Annotated in this window: 25 protein-coding genes and 1 riboswitch; of the genes, 10 read left to right on the top strand and 15 right to left on the bottom strand. The window is 66.3% G+C overall.

The features are described from left to right. Positions 1 to 79: 79 nt before the first annotated feature. From mobB to QFZ42_RS15600, 3 genes are read left to right on the top strand one after another with little or no spacing between them, the layout of a single operon-like run. Positions 80 to 625: a molybdopterin-guanine dinucleotide biosynthesis protein B gene (gene mobB, locus QFZ42_RS15610; protein ID WP_307701826.1), complete on the top strand. Its 546-nt coding sequence runs from the start codon at positions 80 to 82 to the stop codon at positions 623 to 625. Next, complete coding sequence (locus QFZ42_RS15605) at positions 618 to 1,895, top strand: molybdopterin molybdotransferase MoeA (RefSeq protein ID WP_307701825.1); 1,278 nt, start codon at positions 618 to 620, stop codon at positions 1,893 to 1,895. The genes mobB and QFZ42_RS15605 overlap by 8 nt, the downstream gene beginning before the upstream one ends. 11 nt (positions 1,896 to 1,906) lie before the next feature. Then, positions 1,907 to 2,158, top strand: a complete 252-nt coding sequence (locus QFZ42_RS15600) for a MoaD/ThiS family protein (RefSeq protein ID WP_307701824.1) — start codon at positions 1,907 to 1,909, stop codon at positions 2,156 to 2,158. Here QFZ42_RS15600 and dapA read toward each other — a convergent pair. Next, entirely contained in the window at positions 2,145 to 3,044 is a 900-nt protein-coding gene (gene dapA / locus QFZ42_RS15595) for a 4-hydroxy-tetrahydrodipicolinate synthase (RefSeq protein ID WP_307701823.1), read from the bottom strand. The two genes, QFZ42_RS15600 and dapA, sit on opposite strands and share 14 nt — an antisense overlap. Before the next feature lie 251 nt (positions 3,045 to 3,295). Between dapA and QFZ42_RS15590 the strand changes: the two genes are divergently transcribed. After that, a complete protein-coding gene (locus QFZ42_RS15590; RefSeq protein WP_307701822.1) occupies positions 3,296 to 3,772 on the top strand; it encodes a molybdenum cofactor biosynthesis protein MoaE in 477 nt (158 codons plus the stop codon). Positions 3,773 to 3,785: 13 nt separating this feature from the next. Here QFZ42_RS15590 and QFZ42_RS15585 read toward each other — a convergent pair whose 3' ends face one another. The 4 genes from QFZ42_RS15585 to QFZ42_RS15570 all read right to left on the bottom strand — a co-directional run bounded on the left by QFZ42_RS15585 (position 3,786) and on the right by QFZ42_RS15570 (position 8,257). Then, entirely contained in the window at positions 3,786 to 4,328 is a 543-nt protein-coding gene (locus tag QFZ42_RS15585; RefSeq protein WP_307701821.1) for a hypothetical protein, read from the bottom strand. A gap of 55 nt (positions 4,329 to 4,383) precedes the next feature. Beyond that, positions 4,384 to 6,063: a hypothetical protein gene (locus QFZ42_RS15580; RefSeq protein ID WP_307701820.1), complete on the bottom strand. Its 1,680-nt coding sequence runs from the start codon at positions 6,061 to 6,063 to the stop codon at positions 4,384 to 4,386. 709 nt (positions 6,064 to 6,772) lie between these two features. Further along, positions 6,773 to 6,922, bottom strand: a complete 150-nt coding sequence (locus QFZ42_RS15575) for a hypothetical protein (protein WP_307701819.1) — start codon at positions 6,920 to 6,922, stop codon at positions 6,773 to 6,775. A gap of 342 nt (positions 6,923 to 7,264) precedes the next feature. Then, entirely contained in the window at positions 7,265 to 8,257 is a 993-nt protein-coding gene (locus tag QFZ42_RS15570) for a Bug family tripartite tricarboxylate transporter substrate binding protein (RefSeq protein ID WP_307701818.1), read from the bottom strand. A gap of 110 nt (positions 8,258 to 8,367) precedes the next feature. On the opposite strand from QFZ42_RS15570, the gene clpB reads away from it, so the two are divergent. The 4 genes from clpB (at position 8,368) to QFZ42_RS15550 (ending at position 12,443) form a co-directional block, all read left to right on the top strand. Beyond that, positions 8,368 to 10,989 carry an ATP-dependent chaperone ClpB gene (clpB, locus tag QFZ42_RS15565; RefSeq protein WP_307701817.1) on the top strand — a complete coding sequence of 874 codons (2,622 nt, stop codon included), beginning with the start codon at positions 8,368 to 8,370 and terminating at the stop codon, positions 10,987 to 10,989. A 9-nt stretch (positions 10,990 to 10,998) separates the two neighbouring features. Then, on the top strand, positions 10,999 to 11,337 hold the full coding sequence (locus QFZ42_RS15560; RefSeq protein ID WP_307701816.1) for a hypothetical protein: 339 nt from the start codon (positions 10,999 to 11,001) through the stop codon (positions 11,335 to 11,337). Between the two features lie 47 nt (positions 11,338 to 11,384). Beyond that, positions 11,385 to 11,792 (top strand): alternative ribosome rescue aminoacyl-tRNA hydrolase ArfB, encoded by a 408-nt coding sequence (arfB, locus tag QFZ42_RS15555; protein ID WP_307701815.1) that lies wholly within the window; start codon positions 11,385 to 11,387, stop codon positions 11,790 to 11,792. A 72-nt stretch (positions 11,793 to 11,864) separates the two neighbouring features. Beyond that, the gene (locus QFZ42_RS15550; protein WP_373423344.1) at positions 11,865 to 12,443 is read left to right on the top strand and encodes a DUF3299 domain-containing protein; all 579 of its coding nucleotides are present in this window, start codon (positions 11,865 to 11,867) and stop codon (positions 12,441 to 12,443) included. On the opposite strand, the gene QFZ42_RS15545 is transcribed toward QFZ42_RS15550, so the two are convergent. From QFZ42_RS15545 to QFZ42_RS15520, 6 genes are all read right to left on the bottom strand, one after another. Continuing rightward, on the bottom strand, positions 12,395 to 14,131 hold the full coding sequence (locus tag QFZ42_RS15545) for a SulP family inorganic anion transporter (RefSeq protein WP_307701813.1): 1,737 nt from the start codon (positions 14,129 to 14,131) through the stop codon (positions 12,395 to 12,397). The two genes, QFZ42_RS15550 and QFZ42_RS15545, sit on opposite strands and share 49 nt — an antisense overlap. Positions 14,132 to 14,207: 76 nt before the next feature. Then, positions 14,208 to 14,615 (bottom strand): DUF2501 domain-containing protein, encoded by a 408-nt coding sequence (locus tag QFZ42_RS15540; protein ID WP_307701812.1) that lies wholly within the window; start codon positions 14,613 to 14,615, stop codon positions 14,208 to 14,210. Between the two features lie 66 nt (positions 14,616 to 14,681). Then, a complete protein-coding gene (locus tag QFZ42_RS15535) occupies positions 14,682 to 15,890 on the bottom strand; it encodes a beta-ketoacyl-[acyl-carrier-protein] synthase family protein (protein WP_307701811.1) in 1,209 nt (402 codons plus the stop codon). Then, positions 15,887 to 16,129 (bottom strand): acyl carrier protein, encoded by a 243-nt coding sequence (locus tag QFZ42_RS15530; protein WP_307639942.1) that lies wholly within the window; start codon positions 16,127 to 16,129, stop codon positions 15,887 to 15,889. The genes QFZ42_RS15535 and QFZ42_RS15530 overlap by 4 nt, the downstream gene beginning before the upstream one ends. A 94-nt stretch (positions 16,130 to 16,223) precedes the next feature. Further along, entirely contained in the window at positions 16,224 to 16,940 is a 717-nt protein-coding gene (locus QFZ42_RS15525; protein WP_307701810.1) for a phosphatase PAP2 family protein, read from the bottom strand. Positions 16,941 to 17,024: 84 nt separating this feature from the next. Further along, a complete protein-coding gene (locus QFZ42_RS15520; protein WP_307701809.1) occupies positions 17,025 to 17,921 on the bottom strand; it encodes an AraC family transcriptional regulator in 897 nt (298 codons plus the stop codon). A gap of 88 nt (positions 17,922 to 18,009) precedes the next feature. On the opposite strand from QFZ42_RS15520, the gene QFZ42_RS15515 reads away from it, so the two are divergent. Both QFZ42_RS15515 and QFZ42_RS15510 read left to right on the top strand, forming a co-directional pair. Further along, the gene (locus tag QFZ42_RS15515) at positions 18,010 to 19,263 is read left to right on the top strand and encodes an MFS transporter (protein ID WP_307701808.1); all 1,254 of its coding nucleotides are present in this window, start codon (positions 18,010 to 18,012) and stop codon (positions 19,261 to 19,263) included. A gap of 47 nt (positions 19,264 to 19,310) precedes the next feature. Next, positions 19,311 to 20,063, top strand: a complete 753-nt coding sequence (locus QFZ42_RS15510) for a sulfite exporter TauE/SafE family protein (protein WP_307701807.1) — start codon at positions 19,311 to 19,313, stop codon at positions 20,061 to 20,063. Positions 20,064 to 20,065: 2 nt separating this feature from the next. On the opposite strand, the gene arsC is transcribed toward QFZ42_RS15510, so the two are convergent. From arsC to QFZ42_RS15490, 4 genes are all read right to left on the bottom strand, one after another. Next, positions 20,066 to 20,449 carry an arsenate reductase (glutaredoxin) gene (gene arsC, locus QFZ42_RS15505; RefSeq protein ID WP_307701806.1) on the bottom strand — a complete coding sequence of 128 codons (384 nt, stop codon included), beginning with the start codon at positions 20,447 to 20,449 and terminating at the stop codon, positions 20,066 to 20,068. A 26-nt stretch (positions 20,450 to 20,475) separates the two neighbouring features. Continuing rightward, entirely contained in the window at positions 20,476 to 21,162 is a 687-nt protein-coding gene (locus QFZ42_RS15500) for a glutathione S-transferase family protein (RefSeq protein WP_307701805.1), read from the bottom strand. Between the two features lie 32 nt (positions 21,163 to 21,194). After that, positions 21,195 to 21,707: a 6,7-dimethyl-8-ribityllumazine synthase gene (locus QFZ42_RS15495; RefSeq protein WP_307701804.1), complete on the bottom strand. Its 513-nt coding sequence runs from the start codon at positions 21,705 to 21,707 to the stop codon at positions 21,195 to 21,197. Between the two features lie 109 nt (positions 21,708 to 21,816). Next, a riboswitch (FMN riboswitch) is annotated at positions 21,817 to 21,986 on the bottom strand. Positions 21,987 to 22,100: 114 nt separating this feature from the next. After that, entirely contained in the window at positions 22,101 to 23,195 is a 1,095-nt protein-coding gene (locus QFZ42_RS15490) for a DNA glycosylase AlkZ-like family protein (protein ID WP_307701803.1), read from the bottom strand. Between the last annotated feature and the right edge of the window lie 91 nt (positions 23,196 to 23,286).

Below are 23,286 nucleotides of genomic sequence, written 5' to 3'. Positions count from 1 at the left end.
TGGTCGTACGCCGCGCATTGCAGCGGCTGCCCCGCATTTGCATTCGGCTGCCGCGTAACGGCAGCCACAGGAACTCGACATGAAGGTGATCGGCTTTTCCGGGTATTCGGGTTCGGGCAAGACCACGCTGGTCGAGCGCCTGATTCCAGTGCTCAGGCTCCATGGGCAGCGGGTGTCGGTGGTCAAGCATGCGCATCACAAGTTCGACATCGACCATCCGGGCAAGGACACCTACCGCCATCGCGAGGCCGGGGCCTTCGAGGTGGTCGTGGCGTCGGACAAGCGGCTCGCGCTCATCCGCGAATTCGAGCAGCCCGCGCAGCTCACGGTGCACGATCTCATTGCCGAGCTTCACGACGGCGTCGACTGGGTGCTGGTCGAGGGCTTCAAGCACAGCGACCTGCTCAAGATCGAAGTCTGGCGTGCCCCCGAGGCAGGCCAGCAGCCGCGGCCTTCGAAGTACATCGACGATGCCTTCGTGACCGCCATTGCCACCAACGCACCCGAAGGACTGCCGGAGCCGACCAACCTGCCGATGTTCGACCTCGACGACATCGAGGGCATCGCGCAGTGGCTGATCGACAGCGGAGGCCGCTTCGAATACAACCCCGAACATCATGGCTGACACCGCTCCTAACTCGCGCCCGCCGCTGATGGCGCTCGACGAAGCGCTGGCAAGTCTGCTCGGGAAGGCGCAGCCGTTGCTGCCGGCCGAAAGCGTCGCCACCTTCGATGCGAATGGACGCGTGCTCGCGCAAGACCTGGTGTCTGCGCTCACCGTGCCGCCCCGCGACAACAGTTCCATGGACGGTTACGCAGTGCGCGCGGCCGACTGCGCCGCGCCCGGCGCCTTGCTGCAGGTCGCGCAGCGCATCCCTGCCGGCACAGTGGGCACGCCGCTGGCCGCAGGCACGGCGGCGCGCATCTTCACCGGTGCGCAAATCCCCGAAGGCGCGGATGCCATCGTGATGCAGGAAGACACCCAGGCCGTGCCGCAGGAAGGCACGCTCGGTTCAGTGCGCATCGAGATCGTTCCCACCGCTGGCCAGTGGATCCGCCGTGCGGGCGAAGACGTGGCTGCCGGCGACGTGGTGCTGCGCAAGGGCGAGCGGCTGACCCCCGCCGCGCTCGGGCTCGCCGCGAGCATCGGTTTCGACCGGCTGCAGGTCGCCCGGCGGCCCCGCGTCGCGCTGCTGTCCACCGGCGACGAGCTGGTGATGCCCGGCGAAGTCGCGCCCGAAGCCATGAAGCCGGGCGCGATCTACAACTCCAACCGCTTTTTCATGCGCGCCTTGCTGCATCGGCTCGGCTGCGAGGTGAACGACCTGGGCATCGTGCCCGACAGGCGCGAGGCCACCATCGAGGCGCTGCGCGGCGCGGCCGAAAGCAGCGACTTGATCATCACCACGGGCGGCGTGTCCGTGGGCGAGGAAGACCACATCAAGGCCGCGGTGCAGGCGCTTGGCGAACTTCAGTTGTGGTCGCTCTCGATGAAACCCGGCAAGCCTTTCGCCTACGGCTCGATCGCAAGGGCCGCGGGCGATGCGCAAGGCCGCTGCCACGTCACGGGGCTGCCCGGAAACCCGGTGTCCAGCTTCCTGACCTTCCTGCTGCTTGTGCGCCCCTTCCTGCTGACACTGCAGGGCGCCGCACGCGTGGCGCCGGAACCCGTGCAGATGCGCGCCGACTTCGACTGGCCGCGCGCCGACAAGCGCCGCGAGTTCCTGCGCGCGCGGCGCAACGCGGCCGGCGGACTCGATCTGTTCGCCAACCAGAGTTCGGGTGTGTTGACGTCGATGGTGTGGGGCGACGGCGTCGTCGACAACCCGCCGGGCCAGACCATCCAGGCTGGCGACACGGTGAATTTCATTCCCTTGGCCTCGCTGCTGGCCTGAAGCGCATCTCCATGAAGGTCCAGATCCGTTATTTCGCTTCCGTGCGCGAGGCGCTCGACACCGGCGGCGAAACCGTCGAAACCGGTGCCGGCACGCTGTCCGCGCTGCGCGACGAACTCATCGCGCGCGGCGGGGCCTACGCCACGGCGCTCGCGCGCGGCAAGGCCGTGCGCATGGCGCTCGACCAAGCCATGAGCGACGAGGCGGCCTCGCTGCGCGAGGGCTGCGAGGTCGCCTTCTTTCCGCCCGTTACGGGCGGCTGAGCCGGGCGTCCAGCGCCACCAGGCGCTCGCGCAACGCGTCGGAAGCGCGGGTCATCGGCGAGCGCAACTCGTCGCGCATCGATCCGCCATGCGCCAGCAGCGCCTTGAGCGGCGCGGGGTTCGGTTCGGCAAACAGCAATTCGATCAGCGGCTGCAGCGGCTGCCATTCGCTGCGCGCCTCTTCGAGCCGGTTTTCGGCCAGGAGGCGCAGCACCTGCACGAAGCGCCGCGTCTGCACATGCGCGCTCGCCGCAATGGCTCCTACGCCCCCTTCGGCCACCGTGCCGAAGATCTGGTGGTCTTCGCCGGACAGCACCCGCAGCCTGCCATCGGCAATCACCGCACGTGTCTTGGCCATGTCGCCGCCGCAGTCCTTGATGCCGCGGATGCGCGGGTGCCCGGCCAGCGCCAGCAGCGTTTCGCGCGCGATGGTCACGCCGGTGCGGTAGGGAATGTCGTAGATCAGCAGAGGTGCGGCGCTGGCGTCGGCAATGGTGCGAAACCATTCGAGCAGGCCGGCCTGCGAGGGCCGGATGTAGTGCGGCGCGGACACCAGCAGCCCTGCCACCGGGCGTTCGGCCAGCCGGCGTACCCAGGCTGTCGTCTTGCCCAGGTGATAGCCCGACAGGCCCATGACGATCGGCAGCCCTTCGGCGGCAGCGTGCACGGTGTCAAGCGCGGCCAGCTGTTCCGTTTCATCGAGCGCGGCGGGCTCGCCGGTCGAGCCGCAGACGACGAAGCCGGCCACGCCGTCGCCGGCGAGCCGGCGTGTCAGCGCATCGAGTGCGGCATGGTCGACGGCGCCGTCCTGAAACGGCGTGACAAGGGGAATCCAGAGGCCCGAGAAATCAGGGCTGGAAGAGGAGGGGATGGATGGTTGCGGCACGCGGGCTTCCTTACGGGAATCGACCGATGGAAAAGAACCATCGTCGATGCGCGCGCAACCATTCAGGGACCAAAGCCTTGGCAGGTTCCGTCGCTCATCCGACGACGGAACCGCAGCTCCGGTCAGACGAGCTTTGGTTTTTTGGCTTTGCTGCCCTGGCGCGCACGACTGCTTTCAAGGTGCGAAAGCACCGTGGAGAGCGCGGCGTGGCAAGGCATTGCCGAAGTCTAGCGCGGTGCCACAATCCCGGCATGAGCGATGCACGCGTTTCGATCCAGACAGCCGATTTCGACCTCGGACGGGAGGTCGCCGCGTTGCGTGCCGGCGACAAACGCGTGGGCGCGGTCTGCAGCTTCGTCGGTACGGTGCGAGACCGCAACGACGGAAGCGCCATCGCCTCGATGGAACTGGAGCACTACCCAGGCATGACCGAGAAGGCCATCGAGGCCATGATCGACGAGGCCCACAAGCGCTTCGACATCCTGGGCGCCCGCGTGATCCATCGCGTGGGCCTCTTGCAGCCGCTCGACCAGATCATGATGGTGGCGGTGATCTCGGCCCACCGTGGTCAGAGCTTCGAGGCCTGCGAGTTCCTGATGGACTACCTGAAGACGCAGGCGCCGTTCTGGAAAAAGGAGCAGACGCCCGAAGGTGCCCGATGGGTGGATGCACGTGTCAGCGATGACGCTGCGCTGGCGCGCTGGGGTATCGATGTCGGCAATGCGTGAATCGCGGCAGGTCTCACCGGGGCTCGACTAGAACATAGTCGCCAAAGCGCTGCCGGTCCTTCTTGCCCACTTTGGCGCACAGGCGGCCATCGCACAGTGTGACATCTGCCTGGTTGTAAGCCCTGAGCAGGTCGGCGGACACTTGGTTTGTACGAATCTCCTCGTAGTAGTGCCAGGATAACCAGCCTCCGCCAGCCAGAAGAAGCACGAGACTGCCCAGTGTGATGCCGGCAACTTTCCAGATCAGTTGCTTGTGCAGCGTTTCAGCGCGCTGCAATTGTGAGGTGAGTGCTTTCGACGCTTGCTGCAACCGCTCGCCCGCCTCGCGCAAGCGCTGTTCATAGGCGACCACTGGTCGCTCGATTCCTGACCGGACGCCGCCCATCACCTCGTCGGGAATGCGGCGAAAGTGCTCGTCGGCCGACTGCCGCACCACGCCCGGCATCTGTTGCGCGAGCTGGCGCAACTGTCCGCTGGCGTGCTCGCAGCGGCGGTCAAACTGCTCGACAAGTGCCGCAATCTTGCTGATCAAAATCATGCTTTTTTCTTCGTTCATTTCTTCCCTTTTTTCGCTCCCGTTCCCGATCCGTTCAATCGCGATCTACCAGGTGTTACATGCGCATGACCGGGCTACTGACCTGCGCGGCCTGCTGCAGTTGGGCTTGGTGCTGTGCGGCCAACTGCTCCTGTTGGTCTACGGCGGCAACGGCTTCGGTGCGCAGCTCGCGTCCGGGTGGTAGATCGGCCAGGGTCTGAGTCATCTTGCGGAAGGAAGCGTCATCGCCCGACTGCGCGGCGGCGAGCATGCGGTCGAGATAGGCCGAGAAGTCGGCTGTGGGCGAGAGTTCCCGCTGCGCCTGGGGTGTGCCGGAAGGCTGAACGGCCTCCGGATCGCGCGGGTCGCCGGCTTTTACCCCAGGCGATCCCGTTGCGCCGGGAACTACCGGCACATGCTGATGGCTATTGGGCGTGCCAGCCGGCGTGTTGGTGTGATCGAAACGATGCGGTGCCGGCGGCAACTGGCTGGTGTCGTTGTAGGGCTGCGGGGTGCCGGGATTCTTTCCGATGGCGATGCCGTTCCGTTCCATCAACTCTTCGCGCAGGCCCAGGCGAGACATATCGACCTGCATGTTCGGGGCTAGGCCGTTGATGGGCTGGGCGTAGGAGCGCTCCATATCGATGGCGCGCCCCACCGCATGGGCACCGTAGTAGTTGCGATAGTCGGAGTCGCCGTGAAAACCGATGCCGGTGGTCTGGTTCTCCGGTACGCCGAGTGTCCCCTTGGGCGGCTTGTCGAAGTAGTACAGCCCCGCCGTGGCAATGTTGGCGGGGGTTGGCGACAGGGTGGCGTCGGGGTTGAAGGTCAGGCCGGGGCGGATTTGGGCTGATCTAGAAATTCGGTTGAGTTCGATGAAATCGTTTACTCTGAAATTTCGGGTTCTCAGCATGTCATCGAGCCCCGCGGAGGGCGTGATCTGCTGCTGCTGGCTCAACAACGCATTCCATCCCGCAATCTGCGCGCTGGCCTCATCCGCGCGCGAAGCCTGAGTCAGCTTGCCGATGGGTTCGGTGTAGTCGTGCGCAAGGTTGTTGCTCTGGGCGATCTGCCGGGTCTCGGTGCTGAAGGACTGACTGGCCGCAGTCATGCCGGCATGGTTGAAGGCATGCTGGACTTCATGGCCCAGCACAAAGGTCATGTCCGCTGAATCGAATAGGGTCGAGAGACTCGTCGGTGGCAAGCTCATGGTCCTGGTGTCGCCGTTGTAAGTGCCGCCGGCCACCGTGCCGCTGAGTGGCGCAAAGTGCTGCAAGGGCGCTTCCTGCCCCGGCCCTGGTGGCGTGACCGCCTTCTTCATCTCCTGCGCCAGCACCGGCGAGCCATTGATGGTTGACTGCAGGTTGTTCACCATCACCTGCGTGATCGGGCGGCAGAGCTTGTTGGCAGGGTCGTCGTAGTCGCTGTGCGCAAAGCGCATGGACATGTCCTGCAAGCGCAGCGTTGCGATCAAGTCTGCACTGGCAACTCCGCCGGTAGGAGCAAAACTGCCGGCCGGTAAGGTGACGACACCGGAGGCCTTCTCATAGGTGCCCGTCAGATTCGGTGGGGCCCCGCCCTGCGACAAGGCAAAGCCCTTGAGGTGGCCGTCGGCAGCGTCCTGGTTCAGGCGCTCCAGCAACCGGGCATCGCTGGCGACGGCGGCACGCAGTTGTGCCTCATGGGCGGGAGTGACGCCGGGTTGGGCAGCGAGTTGGGAGAGGGCGATCTCCAACTGAGGATTGAGGATGGACATGGCTTATCTCTTTCCGAAGCGCTTGGCGGTGATGGATTCCACGCAGGCGTGAGACAGCTTTTCAGCAGGCGCATCGGCTTCACGTCGAGGGATGATCTGCACCACAACGTTGCTGCGCGTGAAAAAATAAACGGGCAGGCGCCGGAATTGAGGGGGGGGGAGGGCTCTAACAGTCCTGTTCGCTCGTTACGGCGCGGATATGGATGGAGGGCATCGTATCGGGCCATATCCTCCCGTTCCTGGAAGCCCATGCTCGTCAGTGCCGTCACATAGGCGCCATAGTCCATGGCGCAGACTGGGCCCATGTCAACCGTTTCGTTTTTCCCGAGGAACTCATACGTAATGTTCTTGGACTCTGACAGTTGGGGATGGTCGTAGTAGTCGAAGGCGTAGTACCAATCCGACGCTGGCAAATGCATTCCGAAAGCGTGCGATGTTCCTGATGGCATTTCGTACAGAGGCAGCCGCATCACCTCCTGAACCCGCGCCAACGACAACTCGTCGAAGGATGCGAGGCTGTCGATCAGCTTGAGCATTCGCCGTCCCATTTCTTCCGGCGTGAGGTCGGGGTATTCATCCAGCGTGTGGGGACGGTAGGCTTTCGCAGATGCGTTCATCGGCATGGTCTCTTTGGAGTGGTGCGCTGGGGCTTGGGCACAGGCGCCCAGGGCCAGCGTTGCAAGCACCGGCAATATGAGCTTGTGGGCAATCATTGGGATGCGTCCTGGTTCAGTTGCTCCAGCAATCCGGCCTTGCTGGCGACGGCGGCACGCAGTCGCGCCTTCTGCGTGGGAGTCACGCCCGGCTGGGCTGCGAACTGAGCCAGCGCCGTTTGCAGTTGGGGGCTGAGGTTGGCCATGGCCCATTGTGGTTGGCCGGAATAGTCAAAGCCGCAGTGCCTCCCCGACTGCGATAAACGAACCGTGAAGGAATGCAGGTCTCCGGCGGGCGTGTAAGTCATCCGAAGCGTGTGCTATCTCCGGTACTTGCTCCAACTGGAACTCCACGGCGTGCCGCTGTCGCGGCGCCTGTGGCAGGGCTGGCGCGCTGGGGCATCACGGCCAACAACGCTTGATTCTTTTCCCTCTCCCTCTGGGAGAGGGCGGGGTGAGGACAAGCGGCCGTTGTCGAGCGCTGCGCCTCATCGGCGGCACATGCCCTCACCCCAACCCTCTCCCGGAGGGAGAGGGAGCCAGAAAGCTCAGAGGGGCTTGAAGCCGCTCGACTGGATGATCCGTTCCCAGGTCTGCGTATAGCTGCGCACGCGGCCTGCGAACTGGCCCTGGGACTCGTAGCCGACCGTCAACCCCATGGTCGTGAGCTTCTGCTTCACGTCAGGCATGGCCAGCACTTTCTGCAGGGCCTCGCCGTACTTGTCGATGACCGGCTGCGGCGTGCCCACGGGCGCGAAGATGCCGTAGTAGGGCAGGTCCTCGAGGTTCGAGAAACCCAGCTCGGTGAAGGTCGGCACGTTCGGCAGCACGGCCTGGCGCTTGGCGCCGATGGACGCCACGATGCGCACCTTGCCCGCCTTGTGGTTCTCGATGAAGTCGGGCACCGAGGCGATGCCCGCGGTGATCTGGTTGCCCAGCATGTCGGCCGTCATCGGCGCGCTGCCACGGTAGGGCGCGGGCTGCACATCGATCTTGTACTTGTCCGAGATCATCTTCACCAGGAACTCGGGAATCGAGGCCGGTGCCGGAACGCCGATGGTCTCCTTGCCGCCGCGCTGGGTGCGAACCCACTTCACGTACTCGTCGATGCTCTTGGCCGGCGTGCCGCCCGACACCGCGAGTACATTGGCGAAGGTAGCGAAGCCGGCCACGGGCACGAAGTCGGTCGCGGGGTTGAAGCCCGGGTTCTTCACCACCTGCGGCAGGATGGAAATCGTATGGTCGTGCGAAAGGAACAGCGTGTGGCCGTCGGCCGGGGCCGCCTTGAGCGCCTGCGCCGCGATCTGTCCGCCGGCGCCGGCGCGGTTTTCCACCACCACCGGCACGCCCAGCACATCCTTGAGTTTTTCACCCAGCGTGCGTGCAATGGCGTCCGTGCCGGCACCCGCCGGAAAACCGACCAGCAGGCGAATGGGGGTGCCTTGCGCCTGCGCAAGACCTGCGAGGCCCATGGCCGCTACAAAGAGACCGACGCCGAGCGCCCGGCGAACCGGATGGGCGCGCTGCATTGAAAAAACCATGATCGACTCCATTCGAAAGATGAACAGGCACAGTGCAATAGCCATGCCCGAAGCGCCGGACACCTTGAATCGCGCCGGAACAGTCCTATTTTGAGTGCAGGAATACCACCATGCGACAAGACAAACTCACCACCAAGTTTCAAGAAGCGCTGGGCGATGCCCAGACGCTCGCGCTCGGCAACGACAACGCCTACATCGAACCGTCCCACCTGCTGGTCGCCATGCTGCGCCAGGAAGACGGTCCGCGTGCCCTGCTGGAGCGCGCCGGCGTCAACGTGCAGGGCCTGGCCCATGCGGCCGAGGCGGCCATCAAGAAGCTGCCGCAGGTGCAGGGGCACGACATCGTGCAGGTCGGCCCCGAGCTTGGCAAGCTGCTGCAGGCCACCGAGAAAGAAGCCATCAAGCGCAACGACCAGTTCATTGCGGGCGAACTCTTCCTCTTGGCCGTGGCCGACAGCAAGTCCGACATCGGCCGGATCGCGAAGGAAAACGGCCTCAGCCGCAAGTCGCTCGAATCGGCCATCGACGCCGTGCGCGGCGGGCAAGGCGTGAACAGCGCCGATGCCGAAGGCCAGCGTGAAGCACTCAAGAAATACTGCCTCGACCTGACCGAGCGTGCACGCCTGGGCAAGCTCGACCCGGTCATCGGCCGCGACGAGGAAATCCGCCGCGCCATCCAGGTGCTGCAGCGCCGCACCAAGAACAACCCTGTGCTGATCGGCGAACCCGGCGTGGGCAAGACCGCGATCGTCGAGGGCCTCGCCCAACGCATCGTCGCGGGCGAGGTGCCTGAGTCGCTCAAGGGCAAGCGGGTGCTGTCGCTCGACATGGCCGCGCTGCTCGCGGGCGCCAAGTTCCGCGGCGAGTTCGAAGAGCGCCTGAAGACCGTGTTGAACGAACTGGCCAAGGACGAGGGCCAGACCATCGTCTTCATCGACGAGCTCCACACCATGGTCGGCGCCGGCAAGGCCGAGGGTGCGATGGACGCGGGCAACATGCTCAAGCCGGCGCTCGCGCGCGGCGAGCTGCACTGCGTGGGCGCCACCACCCTCGACGAATACCGCAAGTACATCGAGAAGGACGCCGCGCTGGAGCGCCGCTTCCAGAAGATCATCGTGGGCGAGCCCTCGGTCGAGGCCACCATCGCGATCCTGCGCGGGCTGCAGGAAAAGTACGAAGTGCACCATGGCGTGCAGATCACCGACCCGGCCATCGTGGCCGCGGCCGAACTCTCCGACCGCTACATCACCGACCGCTTCCTGCCCGACAAGGCCATCGACCTGATCGACGAGGCCGCGGCCAAGATCAAGATCGAGATGGACTCCAAGCCCGAGGTCATGGACCGCCTCGACCGCCGCCTGATCCAGCTGCAGATCGAGCGCGAAGCCGTGCGGCGCGAGAAGGACGAGGCCTCGGTGAAGCGCTTCGGCCTGATCGAGGACGAGATCGCGAAGCTGCAGAAGGAAATCGCCGACTACGACGAGATCTGGCAGGCCGAGAAGGCGCAGGCGCAAGGCAGCGCGAAGATCCGCGAGGACATCGACAAGATCAAGTTCGAGATCGAGGAGTGGAAGCGCAAGGGCGACTTCAACAAGCTCGCCGAACTGCAATACGGCCAGTTGCCCGCGCTCGAAAAGCGTCTGCGCGAGGCCGAGGAAAGCGAAGCGAGCAAGGGCAAGTCGAGCGCGCCCACGCTGCTGCGCACGCAAGTGGGCTCCGAAGAAATAGCCGAGGTGGTGGCGCGTGCCACCGGCATTCCGGTCGCCAAGCTGATGCAGGGCGAGCGCGACAAGCTGCTGGTGATGGAAGACAAGTTGCACGAACGCGTCGTGGGCCAGGACGAGGCCATCGGCGCGGTCGCCAACGCGATCCGCCGTTCGCGCTCGGGCCTGTCCGACCCGAGCCGCCCGACCGGCTCGTTCCTGTTCCTCGGCCCCACGGGCGTGGGCAAGACCGAGTTGTGCAAAGCGCTTGCGGGCTTCATGTTCGACAGCGAAGACCACTTGATCCGCATCGACATGAGCGAGTTCATGGAGAAGCACTCGGTCGCCCGCTTGATCGGCGCGCCGCCGGGCTACGTGGGCTACGAGGAGGGCGGCTACCTCACGGAAGCCGTGCGCCGCAAGCCCTACAGCGTGGTGCTGCTCGACGAGGTCGAAAAGGCGCACCCGGACGTGTTCAACGTGCTGCTGCAGGTGCTCGACGACGGCCGCCTGACGGACGGCCAGGGCCGAACCGTGGACTTCAAGAACACCGTGATCGTGATGACGAGCAACATCGGTTCGCCGATCATCCAGGCCATGGTGGGCAAGCCGTCCGAAGAGATCAAGGAAGCGGTGTGGGACGAGCTGAAGAACTACTTCCGCCCCGAGTTCCTGAACCGCATCGACGAGACGGTGGTGTTCCATGCGCTGGACGCGAAGAACATCGAATCGATTGCCGCGATCCAGCTCAAGGTGCTGCAGGCGCGGCTCGCGAAGATGGACCTGGGGCTCGAGGTGTCGCCCGCGGCGCTGGCCGAAATTGCCAAGGTCGGCTTCGACCCGGTGTTCGGCGCGCGCCCGCTGAAGCGCGCCATCCAGCAGCGCATCGAGAACCCGCTCTCGAGGCTGCTGCTCGACGGCAGCTTCGGGCCGAAGGACACGATCGAAGTGAATACCGACCCGATCCGGACCCCTGGCCAGTTTTCGTTCTCCAAGGCCGGGGAACCATCGGAGGCCGTTGCGGCCTAAAGTCGGATGATGAACTTTATCTTTCGCGTCGTTCTTCTGCTCCTGGGGCTGGTTTTCGCGGCCAGCCTGGCGGTCGCGGTCACGCTGCTCGCCGCCGTGTGGGGTGTTCGCTACGCTTGGGGGCGCCTCACGGGCAAGCCCGTGAGGCCCTGGATGGCTTCGATGGGCGGGCGCTTCAATCCGCGCTCGGGCTTCGAACGTTTTCGCAATGCGGCACAGCCGGCCGAACCTACTGCCTCGGACACGGCCAACGCGCGTGCCCGCGGCGAGTCGGTGCGCAGCCCGCTGTCGCTGCGTCCGGCCGGCGACGTGACCGATGTGCGGGCCCGGCCTGCGCGCGGCGAATAAGAAGCACGCCGCGGTCTTCGAACGCGTTTGAAGGCACACTCGCCTTCATGCTTCGTCCACCCATTCTGATCGACCCCGACGAGGTCGAAATCAGCGCCATTCGTGCGCAGGGCGCGGGCGGGCAGAACGTCAACAAGGTGTCGAGCGCGGTGCACCTGCGCTACGACATTCATGCCAGCTCGCTGCCCGCCGACGTGAAAGAGCGGCTGCTTGCATTGCGCGACAGCCGCATCACGCAGGAAGGCGTCTTCGTGCTGAAGGCGCAGCAGCACCGCACGCAGGAGATGAACCGGGCCGACGCGCTCGCGCGCTTGCAGGCGGTGGTCGACAGCGTGGCCACGCCGCCGCGCGTGCGGCGCGCCACCAAGCCGACCTATGGTTCGAAGCAGCGCCGGCTCGAGGGCAAGAGCCAGCGCTCGCAGATCAAGAACCTGCGCGGACCGGTGCGGGACTGACCGGCTTGTGCGCATGCATTTGCCTCCCTCATTAAGACTCGACTAAGCCGGGGGCAATGGGGCCCAAGCACAATGGAGGCCATGAGAGCCTTTCTTCGCCGTACCTTGCCGGCTTTCCTGCTTGCATTGGGCGCGGTGACCCTGGCGGGCTGCGGCCCGGCCGCCGACACGCGGGCGGCCGCGGCGGGCGCGGTGCAGGAGCTCAAATGGGAAGAGCTCGTGCCCAAGAGCTGGGACCCGACCAGGCGCTACCGCGACATCAGCCTGGAGTCGCTGCGCGACAATGATCCGCGCGCGGTGCAGATGCTCGACGAGATGCGCGCCGTATGGGACAACGCGCCGGTCAACGTGGCGCTCGACGGCACGGCTGCGCAGCTCTCGGGCTTCGTGGTTCCGCTCGACAACACGCAGGGCGGCATCCGTGAATTTCTGCTGGTGCCGTATTTCGGCGCCTGCATCCACACCCCACCGCCGCCCGCCAACCAGATCGTCCACGTGATCGCGGCCGATACCGTGAAGGGCCTGCACGCGATGGACACGGTGCGCGTCAGCGGCCTGCTGAAGGCGGCGCGCTATTCGTCGGCGGACATGGGCGTGAGCGGCTACGAGATCAAGTCGGCTTCGGTCGAACCCTTTGTCTCGGCGCGCTGATTCGCGCCTCCGGCCAGTGCCGCCAGCGCTTCGCCGTCGGTGCGGTAGCTGAAAAGCATCGGCCCCGGCGCGAGCAGCCCGGCACGTTCGAGCACCTGCAGGGCCGGCAGCTTCAGGCCGCTCAGGTGCAGGCGCACGCCCTTGGATTCCATCATTCGCCGGATCGAGCCGAACACTTCGGCGCCCGTGATGTCGATGCGGTTGATAGGTTGTGCAAAGAGGCACACATCGGTCAGTTCAGGCCGCTCGGCCAGCACGACCGTGAGCGCGCGCTCGAGCGTCGACGCCGAGGCGAAGTCGAGTTCGGCATCCATGCGCAGTGCGTAGAGCTGCGGTGCCAGCGGCGGCAGCTTCCAGAGGTTGCGGTCGCGCAGGCTGCCGTCGGGATGCAGGCCCACCTCGATGATGCGCGGATGCAGGTGGCGGTACATGTAGTGCGCCATGCTCGCGAACAGCCCGCCCAGCACGCCCCAGTAGATGCTCGGCGCGGTGCCAATGGTCAGCACGAAGGTGCCGAACGAAATGCTGGCCTCGATGCGCGACACGCGCCAGAGCGCAATGAAGCTCGCCGGCTTGACGAGCCCGAGAATGGCCGTGACCACCACGGCGGCCAGCACCGCCTGCGGCACGTGATAGAGCAGCGGCATCAGCCACAGCAGCGCACCGGCCACGACCGCGACGCTGAACAGCGTGGCCCACCCGGTCTGCGCGCCCGCATAGAGCGTGATGGCCGAGCGCGAGAACGACGAACTGGTGGGGAAAGCGCCCGAGAAGCCCGAGACCAGCTTGGCCAGGCCCTGGCCGATGAGGTCCTGGTTCTCGTTCCAGAGCGTGCCGGCGCGCGCGTTGTCGACCTTGGCGCTCGAGGCGGTTTCGAGAAAGCTCACCAGCGTGATCATCAGCGCGGGCAGCACCAGCGTGCCGAGCGTGCTCAAGGGCAACAAGCCGGGCCAGTACAACGAAGGCAGGCCCGATGGCAGGCTGCCCACCACGGCCCCGCCGCGCAGCGCGTAATCGATCGTCCAGCTGATGGCCGCCGCACCCGCGACCAGTGCCATCGCGGTTGGAAAACGGGGCGCCAGCCGCTTGCCGAGCCACAGCGCCGCAATGCTGCCCAGGCCGAAGGCGATGGCCGTCAAGTCCGGCAGCGGACCGCCCCGCAGCACTTGCGGAATGGTGCGGCCCGTGAAGCCGAGCAGCCCCGGCAGCTGAGAAATGGCGATGAGCACCGCCGCGCCTTGCGTGAAGCCGATGAGCACCGGCGAATTCACCAGCCGCAGCAGCCAGCCGAAGCGGCCCGCGCCCAGCACGATCTGAACGGCGCCGGAGATCAGCGTGAGCCACACCGCCATTGCCACCCACTCGGTGCTGCCCGGCACCGCGAGCGGCGCGAGCGATGCGCCCACCAGCAAGCTCGTGAGGGCCGTGGGCCCGACCGACAGCCGCTGCGACGAACTGAAGATCACCGCGACGAGCGCCGGAAACAGCGCCGCGTACACGCCCGTGACCAGCGGCATGCCGGCGAGTGCCGCGTAAGCCACGCCTTGTGGAATGACCATCAGCGCCACCGTGACGCCCGCCATCGCCTCGTTGCGCAGCAGCGCGGCCGAAGGGCGCGGCCAGGCGAGACAGGGAACCCAGCGCGCGAGGCGCTGGCGCAAGGAAGGAGAGGGGGCGGCCGGGTTCATGGATCGTTGCTGGCGCACGGGAGAGGCAAGAGAACACAGGCGCGGTGCGGCGCGCGGTCGGGACGCAGGAGCGTTGTCAGATCAGGGAGGTGGCGTTTTTCAGCACGTAATCGCAGGCCTTTTCCTTCATCTTCGACGACAGGATCTTGAAGTTGAGCGTCTTGCCGTCGCCGCCCTTCAGCAGCCCCTTCGCGCCGCTCTCGAAGTTCTTTTCCTGCTGCTTCTGGCCGGTGATCTTGGCAAGGAGCTTGTCTTTCACCGAGGCCGCATCGCCGCCGAGATAGTTGTTCTTGACGCAGTACTGCAGCACGCCGGCCGCGCTGCCGACGGTGCTGGAGCCGATCGCGGGCATCTTGAAGCCGAGGTTCCCGCCGAGCGACGAACCGGCCTGGTCCTTGAGCTTGCCGAGCAGGTCGGACTGGGCCGAGGCCGAGACGCTGGCTGCGATCAGCACGACGGAAATCAGTGTGGAACGAACATGCATGACGTGCTCCCGCCTGTAGGGGTGAATGAGGATTCCATCGGCAGCATACCCCGACGGAACCGCGATTCACGGGCGACGGAAAAGCAGCACCGAGTTCGTGCCGCCGAACGCGAAGGAGTTGCTCATTGCGGCTTCGAGTGCCGGCGCGTGCGTGTCGTTCTGCGTCACGAGATTCAGGCTGCAGGCCGGATCGATTTCGTGGCAGTGGGCATTGGGCGGCAGTTCGCGGCGGTGCAGCGCCAGCACCGTGATGAGCGCCTCGAGGGCGCCCGCCGCGCCGAGCATGTGGCCGTGCAGCGCCTTTGTGGAGCTGACGCGCAGGGTGTCGAGGTCGCGGCCCCACACCTCCGCCAGCGCATTGCGCTCGACCACATCGCCGATGCGCGTGGCCGTGCCGTGCGCGTTGCAGTAGCCCACGTCGCGCGGTTGAAGGCCGGCCTGACGCAGCGCCTGGCGCAATGCGCGCGCCTGGCCCGGTGCGTCCGGCTTCGTGAGGTGCGTGGCATCGCTGCTCAGGCCCCAACCGGCCAGCGTGGCATAGCTGCGCGCGCCGCGGCCGCGCGCGCGTTCGGCGGATTCGAGCACGAGGAAGGCCGCGCCTTCGCCCAGCGCGAACCCGCTGCGGTCGCTCGCGAACGGACGTACCGCGCCGGCTGCTTCGCCGGGCTGGAAAGTTGCCAGCGTCTGCATGGCCTGCCATGCCAGCACCACGCCCGGCACGATGAGCGCCTCGCTGCCGCCAGCAATGGCCATGTCGACTTCGCCACGCTGGATGGCCTTGGCCGCTTCGGCAATGGCGACCGACGACGAGGCGCAGGCGACCGAATAGGTCAGCACCGGCCCCTGCACGCCCTGGCGCATGGCCACGTGGGCGGCAGGCGCATTGGGCATGAAGGCTGGGATGGTGAGCGGCGATACGCGTCCGTTGCCGCGGTACGCGGCCTCCAGTGCGGCGGCACCGCCCATGCCGCAGCCGGCATAGATACCCGTGCGCTCGGGATCGGCATCGCTTGCGGCAAGGCCTGCATCGCGCATCGCGAGGTCGGTCGCCGCCACGGCAAGCTGGCTCACCCGGTCGACCCCGGCGAGCTGCAGCTTGGTGAACCAGCGCGTTTCGTCGAAAGCCACCGTGGCCGCGGCGGCCGGCTTGGGCAGGTCGGGAAAGATCGGGCGGATGGCCGACTGGCCGCCCAGCAGTGCCTGGAACAGTGCATCGGGCTCGCCGCCGTGCGGCGCCATGACGCCGAGGCCCGTGACGCAGACCTCGTGGCTCACGCTGTTTTCGCGGCCCTGACCTTGTCGACGAGCAACGCCAGTTCGCCCAGCGTGTCGATGTTCGCGTCGTCGTCGGGCATGGTGATGCCGAAGTGGTCTTCGATGGCAAACAGGAACTCGGCCAATGCCAGCGAGTCGAGTCCGCCTGTTTCGCGCATCGATGCATGGGGGTCGAGCTTCGACGGTTCGATACCGTACTTCTCGTGGATCAGGTCCTGCAATTCCTTCAGCGAACTCATCGTGCGATGCCTGTTGTCGTGTGCCGGCCGCTGATCGATCGCCACCCCTCAGGGCGCTGCATGGGATCGACCCCTTCCTCGCTCGGCTTGTGGGTCAGTGATGGCCAATGATATCCGCTCCCACCAAAGTATTCGGCCGGTTTCTGTACACCGGACGCCAGCGCAGCGAGGGCAGCGCAAAGGCCGTTCCCAGCAACGCGCCGGCCAGTGCGTCGAGCACCACATGCTGCTTGACGGCCAGCGTCGAGTAGGCAATGGCGGCAAACCAGAGCCAGTTCGCAAGGCGCAGGAAGACCGGCGTGCGCGTCTCGCGCAGCACGTGGTCCAGGCGTATGGCGGTGAAGATGGCCACGGCCACGTGCATCGAGGGACAGGCGTTGCCCGCGGCATCCACGCCCTGCAACATCGCAAAGCCGGGGTAGCCCGACACGTCGATGGCGAGCGGCGGTATCTGGGTGGGCCAGAAGTAGAAGAGGCCCAGGCCCGTGAGGCAGAGCGCGCCGATCCAAAGCCCATAGACCACCAGCTCGCGAAAGCCCAGCTGCAACCCCGGCGCGACGCCCACATAGAACCAGAGCGAGAGGTAGGCGCCCAGCGTGTACGGCTGGAACGGAATCAGGTGGTCGAGCGCCGTGAGCGGCATCACCACGACCGGGTAGACCGGGTTGCGCAGCAGGTGGAAGTAGCCGATGAAGAAGAGCCACGTGAAGGCCGTGGTGCCGATCGCCTTGAGCCAGAAGAGGCTGCGGATGCGCTCGCCGATGTCTGCGGTCCAGGTCAGGGGGCGATGCGATCGGGGAATGGGCGCCATGGGGCAGGTGGGTCGGGGTCCGTGGTTTCTTGGGCCCGCCGATCTTGCCAGAGCGCCGTGACAGCCCCGCGCCGCACAGGCGATTCAGGCAAGTGCGGCGGATCGCTTGCGGTGCTGGAACGACGTCGGCGAGCGGCCGGTGGCCGCCTTGAACATGGCGCAGAACGCGCTGTCGGTGGCATAGCCGCTGGCCGCCGCCACCTGGCTCACGGCCATGCCGCGTGCCAGCAGCGGCAGTGCATGCGCCATCACGGCTTGCTGCCGCCACTGCTGCCAACTCATGCCGAGCTGGTCGCGGAACAACCGCGCCACCGTGCGCTCGCTGGCGCCGATGGTGGCGGCGCGCTCGGCCAGCGTGGCCCGGTCGGCCGGGTTGCGCAGCAGCGCTTCGCAGAGCTGCCGCAGCCGTTTGTCGGTGGGCAGCGGCACGTCGATGCGGATTTGCGTGGCGCGCTCCAGTTCGTCCACCAGCAGCGGGGCGATCATGCGTTCGCGCTGCGGTGCATGCGGATCGGCCGGCGGCAGTCCGTCGGGCGTGGTGTCGAGCGCGAGCATCAGTGCGCGCAGCAGCGGGCTGATTTCGAGCACTTCGCATTTTTCCCATGGCGGGCCGAGCCAGGCATGCAGGTACACGGTGCGCAGCTCGGCATCCTCGATCAGCATGATGCTGTGCGGCATGTTGGCCGGCACCCAGACTGCGCGTGACGGCGGCACGATGTAGCTGCCGTCCTGCGTGCTGAGGCGGATCACGCCGCGGGTCGAGAAGGTGAGTTGCGGCCACGGGTGCTGGTGCAGTTCGACGAACGTGTCGGCGCTCAGGAAATGTTCCTTGGCGCGCAGCGGCCGCACGGCATCGGGCGCATAGAGATGCGGCGTGAGCGAGGCAACGCTGGTGACCGGCGCCACGTTCGCGCCGCGCGGCTTGGCAGCGCGGGTGCTCCCGGCATTGGACGAGAAAGAGGAAGAAACGGCGCTTGGCATGGTTTCGACAAATGTTGTCGCTGTATCGCCATTCTGCCGCGAGCTGCGGGCATAGCATCGGTACTGCCTCGGTTTTTTGTAGCAATCCATGTCTTCTTCCACCTCCACGACCGCCACCTCTTCCACCAACTTGCGCAGCGATGCCCAACTGATCGGCCTCGTCGGCCTGGCCCATGCCATCAGCCATTTCAGCCAGCTGATCCTGGCGCCGCTCTTCCCCTGGCTCAAAGACGCCTTCAACGTGAGCTACACCGAGCTTGGCGCGGTGCTGACGGTGTTCTTCGTGGTCTCGTGCATCGTGCAGGCGGCTTCCGGTTTCATCGTCGACAAGCTGGGCCCGCGGCCCGTGCTGTTCGTCGGCCTTGGCGCCTTGGCGTTGGCGGCTTTCGGCTATGCGCTGGCCCAGAGCTACTGGATGCTGCTGGCATGCGCCGTTGTGGGCGGCATCGGCAACGGCGTGTTCCACCCGGTCGACTACACGCTCTTCAACCGCAAGGTCGCGCCGACGCGGCTCGGCCACGCCTACAGCGTGCACGGCATTACCGGCAGCCTGGGCTGGGCGCTGGCGCCAGCCTTCGTGGTGCCGATTGCCATGGCCTATTCATGGCGCGTGGCGCTGGCCTCGGCGGGCGTGCTGGCCATCGTGGTGTTGCTGGTGCTCTGGGCCTATCGCAGCGTGCTGTCGCTCGATGTGAAGGCGGTGCACAAGGCCACGGGCCACGGCGAGCCCGCGCCCATCGGCGGCGAGTTCGATTTCCTGCGCATCCCGGCGGTGTGGATGTGCTTCGGTTTCTTTTTCCTGTATGCCGTGGTGATCAGCGTGGTGCAGACCTTCGCGCCGGTGGCGGCGGGCCACCTGCACGCGGTACCGGTGGCACTGGTGGCGGTCTGCCTCACCGTCTACATGGTCGCGAGCGCGGCGGGCATGGTGGCGGGCGGCTTTCTCGCGTCCGATCCGTCGCGCTGCGAGCGCATCGTAGGCACCGGCTTCGGCATTGCGGCGGCCGTGGCGCTGGTGCTGGCCTTTGCGCAGTTTCCGCCGGTGCTGGTGCCGGTGCTGTTCGGCGTCATGGGTTTCGTGTCGGGCGTTGCTGGGCCTTCGCGCGACTTGCTGGTCAAGCGATCGACACCGCCGAATGCCACCGGGCGCGTCTATGGCGTGGTGTACGCCGGCCTCGATATCGGCCAGGCGCTGGCGCCGCTGGTGTTCGGGCGGCTGATGGACCACGCCCAGTACACGAGCGTGATCGTCGGCCTGGCGCTGGTGCAGGGCGTGCTGATTGCCAGCGCGTTCAATGTGACGCGGGTGCGCCGCACGGCGATGGTGCCGGCGTCGGCCTGACCGGCCGGCAGCGACTGACGCGCGATGCGGCCGATATCATCGGCCGCATGCAGGCCTTGTATGTGTATGTGATCGTCGGCGCCGTGCTGGCGGGTTTTGTGCAAGGCCTGTCGGGCTTTGCCTTCGGATTGGTGGCGATGTCGGTCTGGGCCTGGACCCTGGAGCCGCAACTGGCCGCCGTGCTTTCGCTGTTCGGCGCGCTCACTGGCCAGGTGATTGCCGCCGCGACGGTGCGCCGCGCCTTCGACAGGCATGTGCTGTGGCCGTTCGTGCTCGGCGGACTGGTCGGCGTGCCCTTCGGCGTGTGGCTGCTGCCGCACCTCGATCTCGTGGTCTTCAAGGTTTGCCTTGGCGTGCTGCTGGTGCTGTGGTGTCCTGCGATGCTGATGTCGCAGCATTTGCCGAAGATCACTTTCGGCGGACGCATCGCCGATGGCATCGCCGGGTGCATCGGCGGCGCCATGGCCGGTATCGGCGGCTTCTCGGGCACCATTCCCACACTGTGGTGCACGCTACGCGGCTTCCAGCGCGACACGCAGCGGGCGGTGATCCAGAACTTCAATCTTTCGATGCTGATGGTGGCGTTCGCACTCCACCTGGCGAGCGGCAGCATGGGCCGCTCGATGGTGCCGCTGCTGGGGCTGGTGGCGCTGGCCGTCGCGGTGCCGGTGCTGCTGGGAGCGCGGCTCTACATCGGCATCAGCGAGGCGGCGTTCCGCAAGCTGGTTCTGGGTCTGCTGACCGCCTCGGGCGTGGCGATGCTGGCTTCGGGCGTGCCCGCGCTGTTGCAGCGCGGCTGAGCCTATACGGCAGGCAGGATTTCGCGCACGCGTTCCCACGGCCGGCACATCAGCGTGCCGCGCGGCGAGACGACGATGGGGCGCTGCAGCAAGATCGGATTCGCGACGATGAAATCGAACAACTGGTCGTCGGTCCACTTCGGATCGGCCAGCTTCAGGTCTTCATAGGGCGCTTCCTTCGTGCGCAACAGGTCGCGCGCGCTCGCGCCCATGGCCTTCGCCAGCTCGCGCAGCTTTTTCTTCGAGGGCGGGGTCTCCAGATAGAGGACGATCTCGGGTTCCACGCCGCTCTCGCGGATCAGGCCCAGCACGTTGCGCGAGGTGCTGCAGTTGGGCTTGTGGAAGATGGTCATCGGGTAGGCGGTGGTCGGGGTGCGTGCGGTCATGGCGTCGATGATGTGAAGAACAGGCGTCAGTCTTTCTGGGTTCCGGTGTCCAGCGTGAAGGGAAAGCGCGCGGCCCAGAAGTCGGCCAGCCGGGGATCGGCATCCACGCGCCGCACCACCCGGGCCATGCGTGGTGCCTCGCGATAAAAGCGCCTGCGCTGCGGCGTCCAGCGCGACATCACGGTCACATACAGGTCGAGCATGCTGATCTTCTCGCCGAGCAGGTAGGGCGCGGGTTCGTCGATCTGCGTGTCCATCAGGTGCCAGCAGTGCGCGATGCGCTCGGCCGTGCGTTCGAGCATCACGGCCTGCGCCGCCGCGTCGGGCGTGAGGCGCGTGGGATCGTCGCGCACCCAGTACAGCGAATAGATGGCCGCCGGCAGATAGACCATCCAGCGCAGATAGCGCGCACGCAGCGGATCGTCGGGCGCGGGGCAGAGCCCGGCTTCCGGATAGCGGTCGCCGAGCCAGATCAGGATGGCCGCGCTTTCGGTCATGACCTCGCCCGAAGGCAGCACCAGCGCGGGCACCTGGCGCATCGGATTGATGCCCGATACCCGCTCGCGCTCGGACTCGCCCTCCCAGGGAGAGACGTCGACGGTATTCACCTGCGCGCCGATCAGCGTCAGCGCGGCGTGAACCGGCGTGGCACCCGAACCGGGCGCACCGTAGAGGGTGTAGCGGTCGTTCGAAGAAGCGGATGAAGAAGTCATCCGCCCAGATTACTGCAGCTCAGCGCCTGTTGTCACGCAGCCAGCAGCGCGTCGACGTTCTTCAGGCCTTCGAGCGTCTTCACGCAGGCTTCGGCCACTTCCGTGCCCTTGACGGCAAAGTGGCGGTGGAAGTATTTGCGGTGCTCCACATGCTCGTGGAAATGGTGCGGCGTGAGCACGGCCGAGAAAATCGGCACGTCGGTCTCGAGCTGCAGCGACATCAGCGTGCTCACCACGGTGCTGGCCACGAACTCGTGGCGGTAGATGCCGCCATCGACCACCAGCGCGCAGCCGACAATGGCCGCGTATTTGCCCGAGTTCGCGAGCCTCTTGGCATGCAGCGGGATCTCGAAGGCGCCCGGCACATCGAACACGTCGATGAGCTCGCGCGGCACGCCGAGCCGTTCCATTTCGGCAAGGAAGGCGTCCCGCGCCTGATGGACGATGTCGGAATGCCACTGCGCCTCGACAAATGCGATGCGCTCGCCGCGCGGATTGCCCGACGCGTTGATGGCGGAAAGGGGAAGGCCGTTGATCTGACTCATGGTGTGCCTCTTGAAAGCAGGTTTCCTGAATCAGGGCGCACGAAACCGCACGCCAGACCACGCGCCATTGCACCTAGAGACGGCAAAGCGCGCGGGCCAGCCCGCATTTTCGCGCTCTCTTTCATCCGGACTGTGACCGTCGGCTTCGGAATGGCACCGAAATCTGCTGACCCCGCAGCCTGTTGCAGGCCGCAGGCGCTCGCGGGCTCGTGCGGCTTATCTCTCGAAGAAGCCGCCATTACCGCCGGTGGGGAATTTCACCCCGCCCTGAGAACGCTTGCCGTCCGGCATGCCGGACGACGGGGCGATTCTAGGAGCGGGCGGCGGCGCGGGTTGTCGCCCGTGCGCCAGACCTTCCGCGGCGCGGGGATTTTCATTTCAAGCGGATGCGGATTAGCGCTTCGCCAGGAACTGCGTCATGCGCTGCAGTTCGTCGTCGAGCGCCGCACGGAAGGCTGCATCGCGCGGCTTCCGGTCGACGTAGCCGAATGCGGGCTGCAGCCGGCCTTCGGGCGCGCTCACGTTAGCCCAGCCGATCACGCGGTCATGCCAGAGCATGGGCAGCGCGTAGTAGCCGAACCGGCGCTTGGCTGCGGGCATGTAGGCCTCGAACTTGTATGTCCAACCCCACAGCAGTTCGAAGCGGCGACGGTCCCACGCCACGGGATCGAACGGCGCTAGCAGGCGCACCTCGTCATCGGGCGCATGACGGCGCGAGGCTGGGTTCTCGCCGGCCGGCCAGTACCAAGTCGTGCCGTCGATGCGGCAGCTCGCGAGCTCTTCTTCGCGTGCGAGGCGCAGTGCGGCCTGCGTCTGTGTCGAGAGATGCGGCGCGCCGTAGCCGAGCAGCCGCACGAGATACGTCAGGCTCGCGGCGGGCAGTGGCGCGTATTTGCGCACGACCAGGTCGATCAGTGCGGCGGCGCGCTCCGTGCGGCCGGCGGGGCTTTCGTCGGCGGGCGCATGCGTCACGGCTTCATAGACGCGCGTGCCGCTGTCGCGCCGCACCACGCGCAGCATGCCCCGGTAATGCAGGCCGTCGAGCAGCCGCGTCGTCGCATTGCTCGAGCCGCCCCAATAGTTCTTCACGCTGCCGTGCGCGAAGTGCTGTTCGACCTCGCGCGGATGCACCGATCCGCGTTCGCGCGCGAAGGCCAGCACATCGGCGGCCTTGCGGCGGGTGTCCGCGTCCCAGGGTTGCCTGGCTTCGCGCGGATGCATCAGAGCCAGGTGTTCGCGCGGCAGGAATCCGTAGTTGACGAGGCAGTCTTCCTCGATGGGAAGGCGGGTATAGCGGCTTTCGAGATCGCCGGCGCGGTAGTCCTTCACGCGATGGCGCAGCGTGAGGTCTTGTGCACGCGCAGGTGCGCGGATCGGGTCGGCTTGAACGAAGCCGAGTTGGCGGATTGCGCCGGGCAAGGTGGTCGGCTTGAAGAGGGTGCGGGCTATTGCATAGCGGCGCAGGTCGTCGAGGGTCGGAGTAGCCATGGGGCGAATTGCAGCACAAAGTGGAGCGTTCTTTTTGGCGCTGCTGTTCTTCGGGGCGCGCTCCCGCCGACGGGGTGCCTTGCGCAGCGAA

The organism is Variovorax paradoxus (genome assembly GCF_030815855.1).
GTDB lineage: Bacteria > Pseudomonadota > Gammaproteobacteria > Burkholderiales > Burkholderiaceae_C > Variovorax > Variovorax paradoxus_M.
This window is presented reverse-complemented; position numbering and strand designations above follow the sequence as displayed.

What these genes read in the sequence shown, in the direction of transcription:
- mobB (WP_307701826.1), top strand. Translation starts at nt 80, where the DNA reads ATGAAGGTGATCGGCTTTTCCGGGTATTCGGGTTCGGGCAAGACCACG.
- QFZ42_RS15605 (WP_307701825.1), top strand. Translation starts at nt 618, where the DNA reads ATGGCTGACACCGCTCCTAACTCGCGCCCGCCGCTGATGGCGCTCGAC.
- QFZ42_RS15600 (WP_307701824.1), top strand. Translation starts at nt 1,907, where the DNA reads ATGAAGGTCCAGATCCGTTATTTCGCTTCCGTGCGCGAGGCGCTCGAC.
- QFZ42_RS15590 (WP_307701822.1), top strand. Translation starts at nt 3,296, where the DNA reads ATGAGCGATGCACGCGTTTCGATCCAGACAGCCGATTTCGACCTCGGA.
- QFZ42_RS15585 (WP_307701821.1), bottom strand. Translation starts at nt 4,328, where the DNA reads ATGAACGAAGAAAAAAGCATGATTTTGATCAGCAAGATTGCGGCACTT.
- QFZ42_RS15580 (WP_307701820.1), bottom strand. Translation starts at nt 6,063, where the DNA reads ATGTCCATCCTCAATCCTCAGTTGGAGATCGCCCTCTCCCAACTCGCT.
- QFZ42_RS15575 (WP_307701819.1), bottom strand. Translation starts at nt 6,922, where the DNA reads ATGGCCAACCTCAGCCCCCAACTGCAAACGGCGCTGGCTCAGTTCGCA.
- QFZ42_RS15570 (WP_307701818.1), bottom strand. Translation starts at nt 8,257, where the DNA reads ATGGTTTTTTCAATGCAGCGCGCCCATCCGGTTCGCCGGGCGCTCGGC.
- clpB (WP_307701817.1), top strand. Translation starts at nt 8,368, where the DNA reads ATGCGACAAGACAAACTCACCACCAAGTTTCAAGAAGCGCTGGGCGAT.
- QFZ42_RS15560 (WP_307701816.1), top strand. Translation starts at nt 10,999, where the DNA reads ATGAACTTTATCTTTCGCGTCGTTCTTCTGCTCCTGGGGCTGGTTTTC.
- arfB (WP_307701815.1), top strand. Translation starts at nt 11,385, where the DNA reads ATGCTTCGTCCACCCATTCTGATCGACCCCGACGAGGTCGAAATCAGC.
- QFZ42_RS15550 (WP_373423344.1), top strand. Translation starts at nt 11,865, where the DNA reads ATGGAGGCCATGAGAGCCTTTCTTCGCCGTACCTTGCCGGCTTTCCTG.
- QFZ42_RS15545 (WP_307701813.1), bottom strand. Translation starts at nt 14,131, where the DNA reads ATGAACCCGGCCGCCCCCTCTCCTTCCTTGCGCCAGCGCCTCGCGCGC.
- QFZ42_RS15540 (WP_307701812.1), bottom strand. Translation starts at nt 14,615, where the DNA reads ATGCATGTTCGTTCCACACTGATTTCCGTCGTGCTGATCGCAGCCAGC.
- QFZ42_RS15530 (WP_307639942.1), bottom strand. Translation starts at nt 16,129, where the DNA reads ATGAGTTCGCTGAAGGAATTGCAGGACCTGATCCACGAGAAGTACGGT.
- QFZ42_RS15525 (WP_307701810.1), bottom strand. Translation starts at nt 16,940, where the DNA reads ATGGCGCCCATTCCCCGATCGCATCGCCCCCTGACCTGGACCGCAGAC.
- QFZ42_RS15520 (WP_307701809.1), bottom strand. Translation starts at nt 17,921, where the DNA reads ATGCCAAGCGCCGTTTCTTCCTCTTTCTCGTCCAATGCCGGGAGCACC.
- QFZ42_RS15515 (WP_307701808.1), top strand. Translation starts at nt 18,010, where the DNA reads ATGTCTTCTTCCACCTCCACGACCGCCACCTCTTCCACCAACTTGCGC.
- QFZ42_RS15510 (WP_307701807.1), top strand. Translation starts at nt 19,311, where the DNA reads ATGCAGGCCTTGTATGTGTATGTGATCGTCGGCGCCGTGCTGGCGGGT.
- arsC (WP_307701806.1), bottom strand. Translation starts at nt 20,449, where the DNA reads ATGACCGCACGCACCCCGACCACCGCCTACCCGATGACCATCTTCCAC.
- QFZ42_RS15500 (WP_307701805.1), bottom strand. Translation starts at nt 21,162, where the DNA reads ATGACTTCTTCATCCGCTTCTTCGAACGACCGCTACACCCTCTACGGT.
- QFZ42_RS15495 (WP_307701804.1), bottom strand. Translation starts at nt 21,707, where the DNA reads ATGAGTCAGATCAACGGCCTTCCCCTTTCCGCCATCAACGCGTCGGGC.
- QFZ42_RS15490 (WP_307701803.1), bottom strand. Translation starts at nt 23,195, where the DNA reads ATGGCTACTCCGACCCTCGACGACCTGCGCCGCTATGCAATAGCCCGC.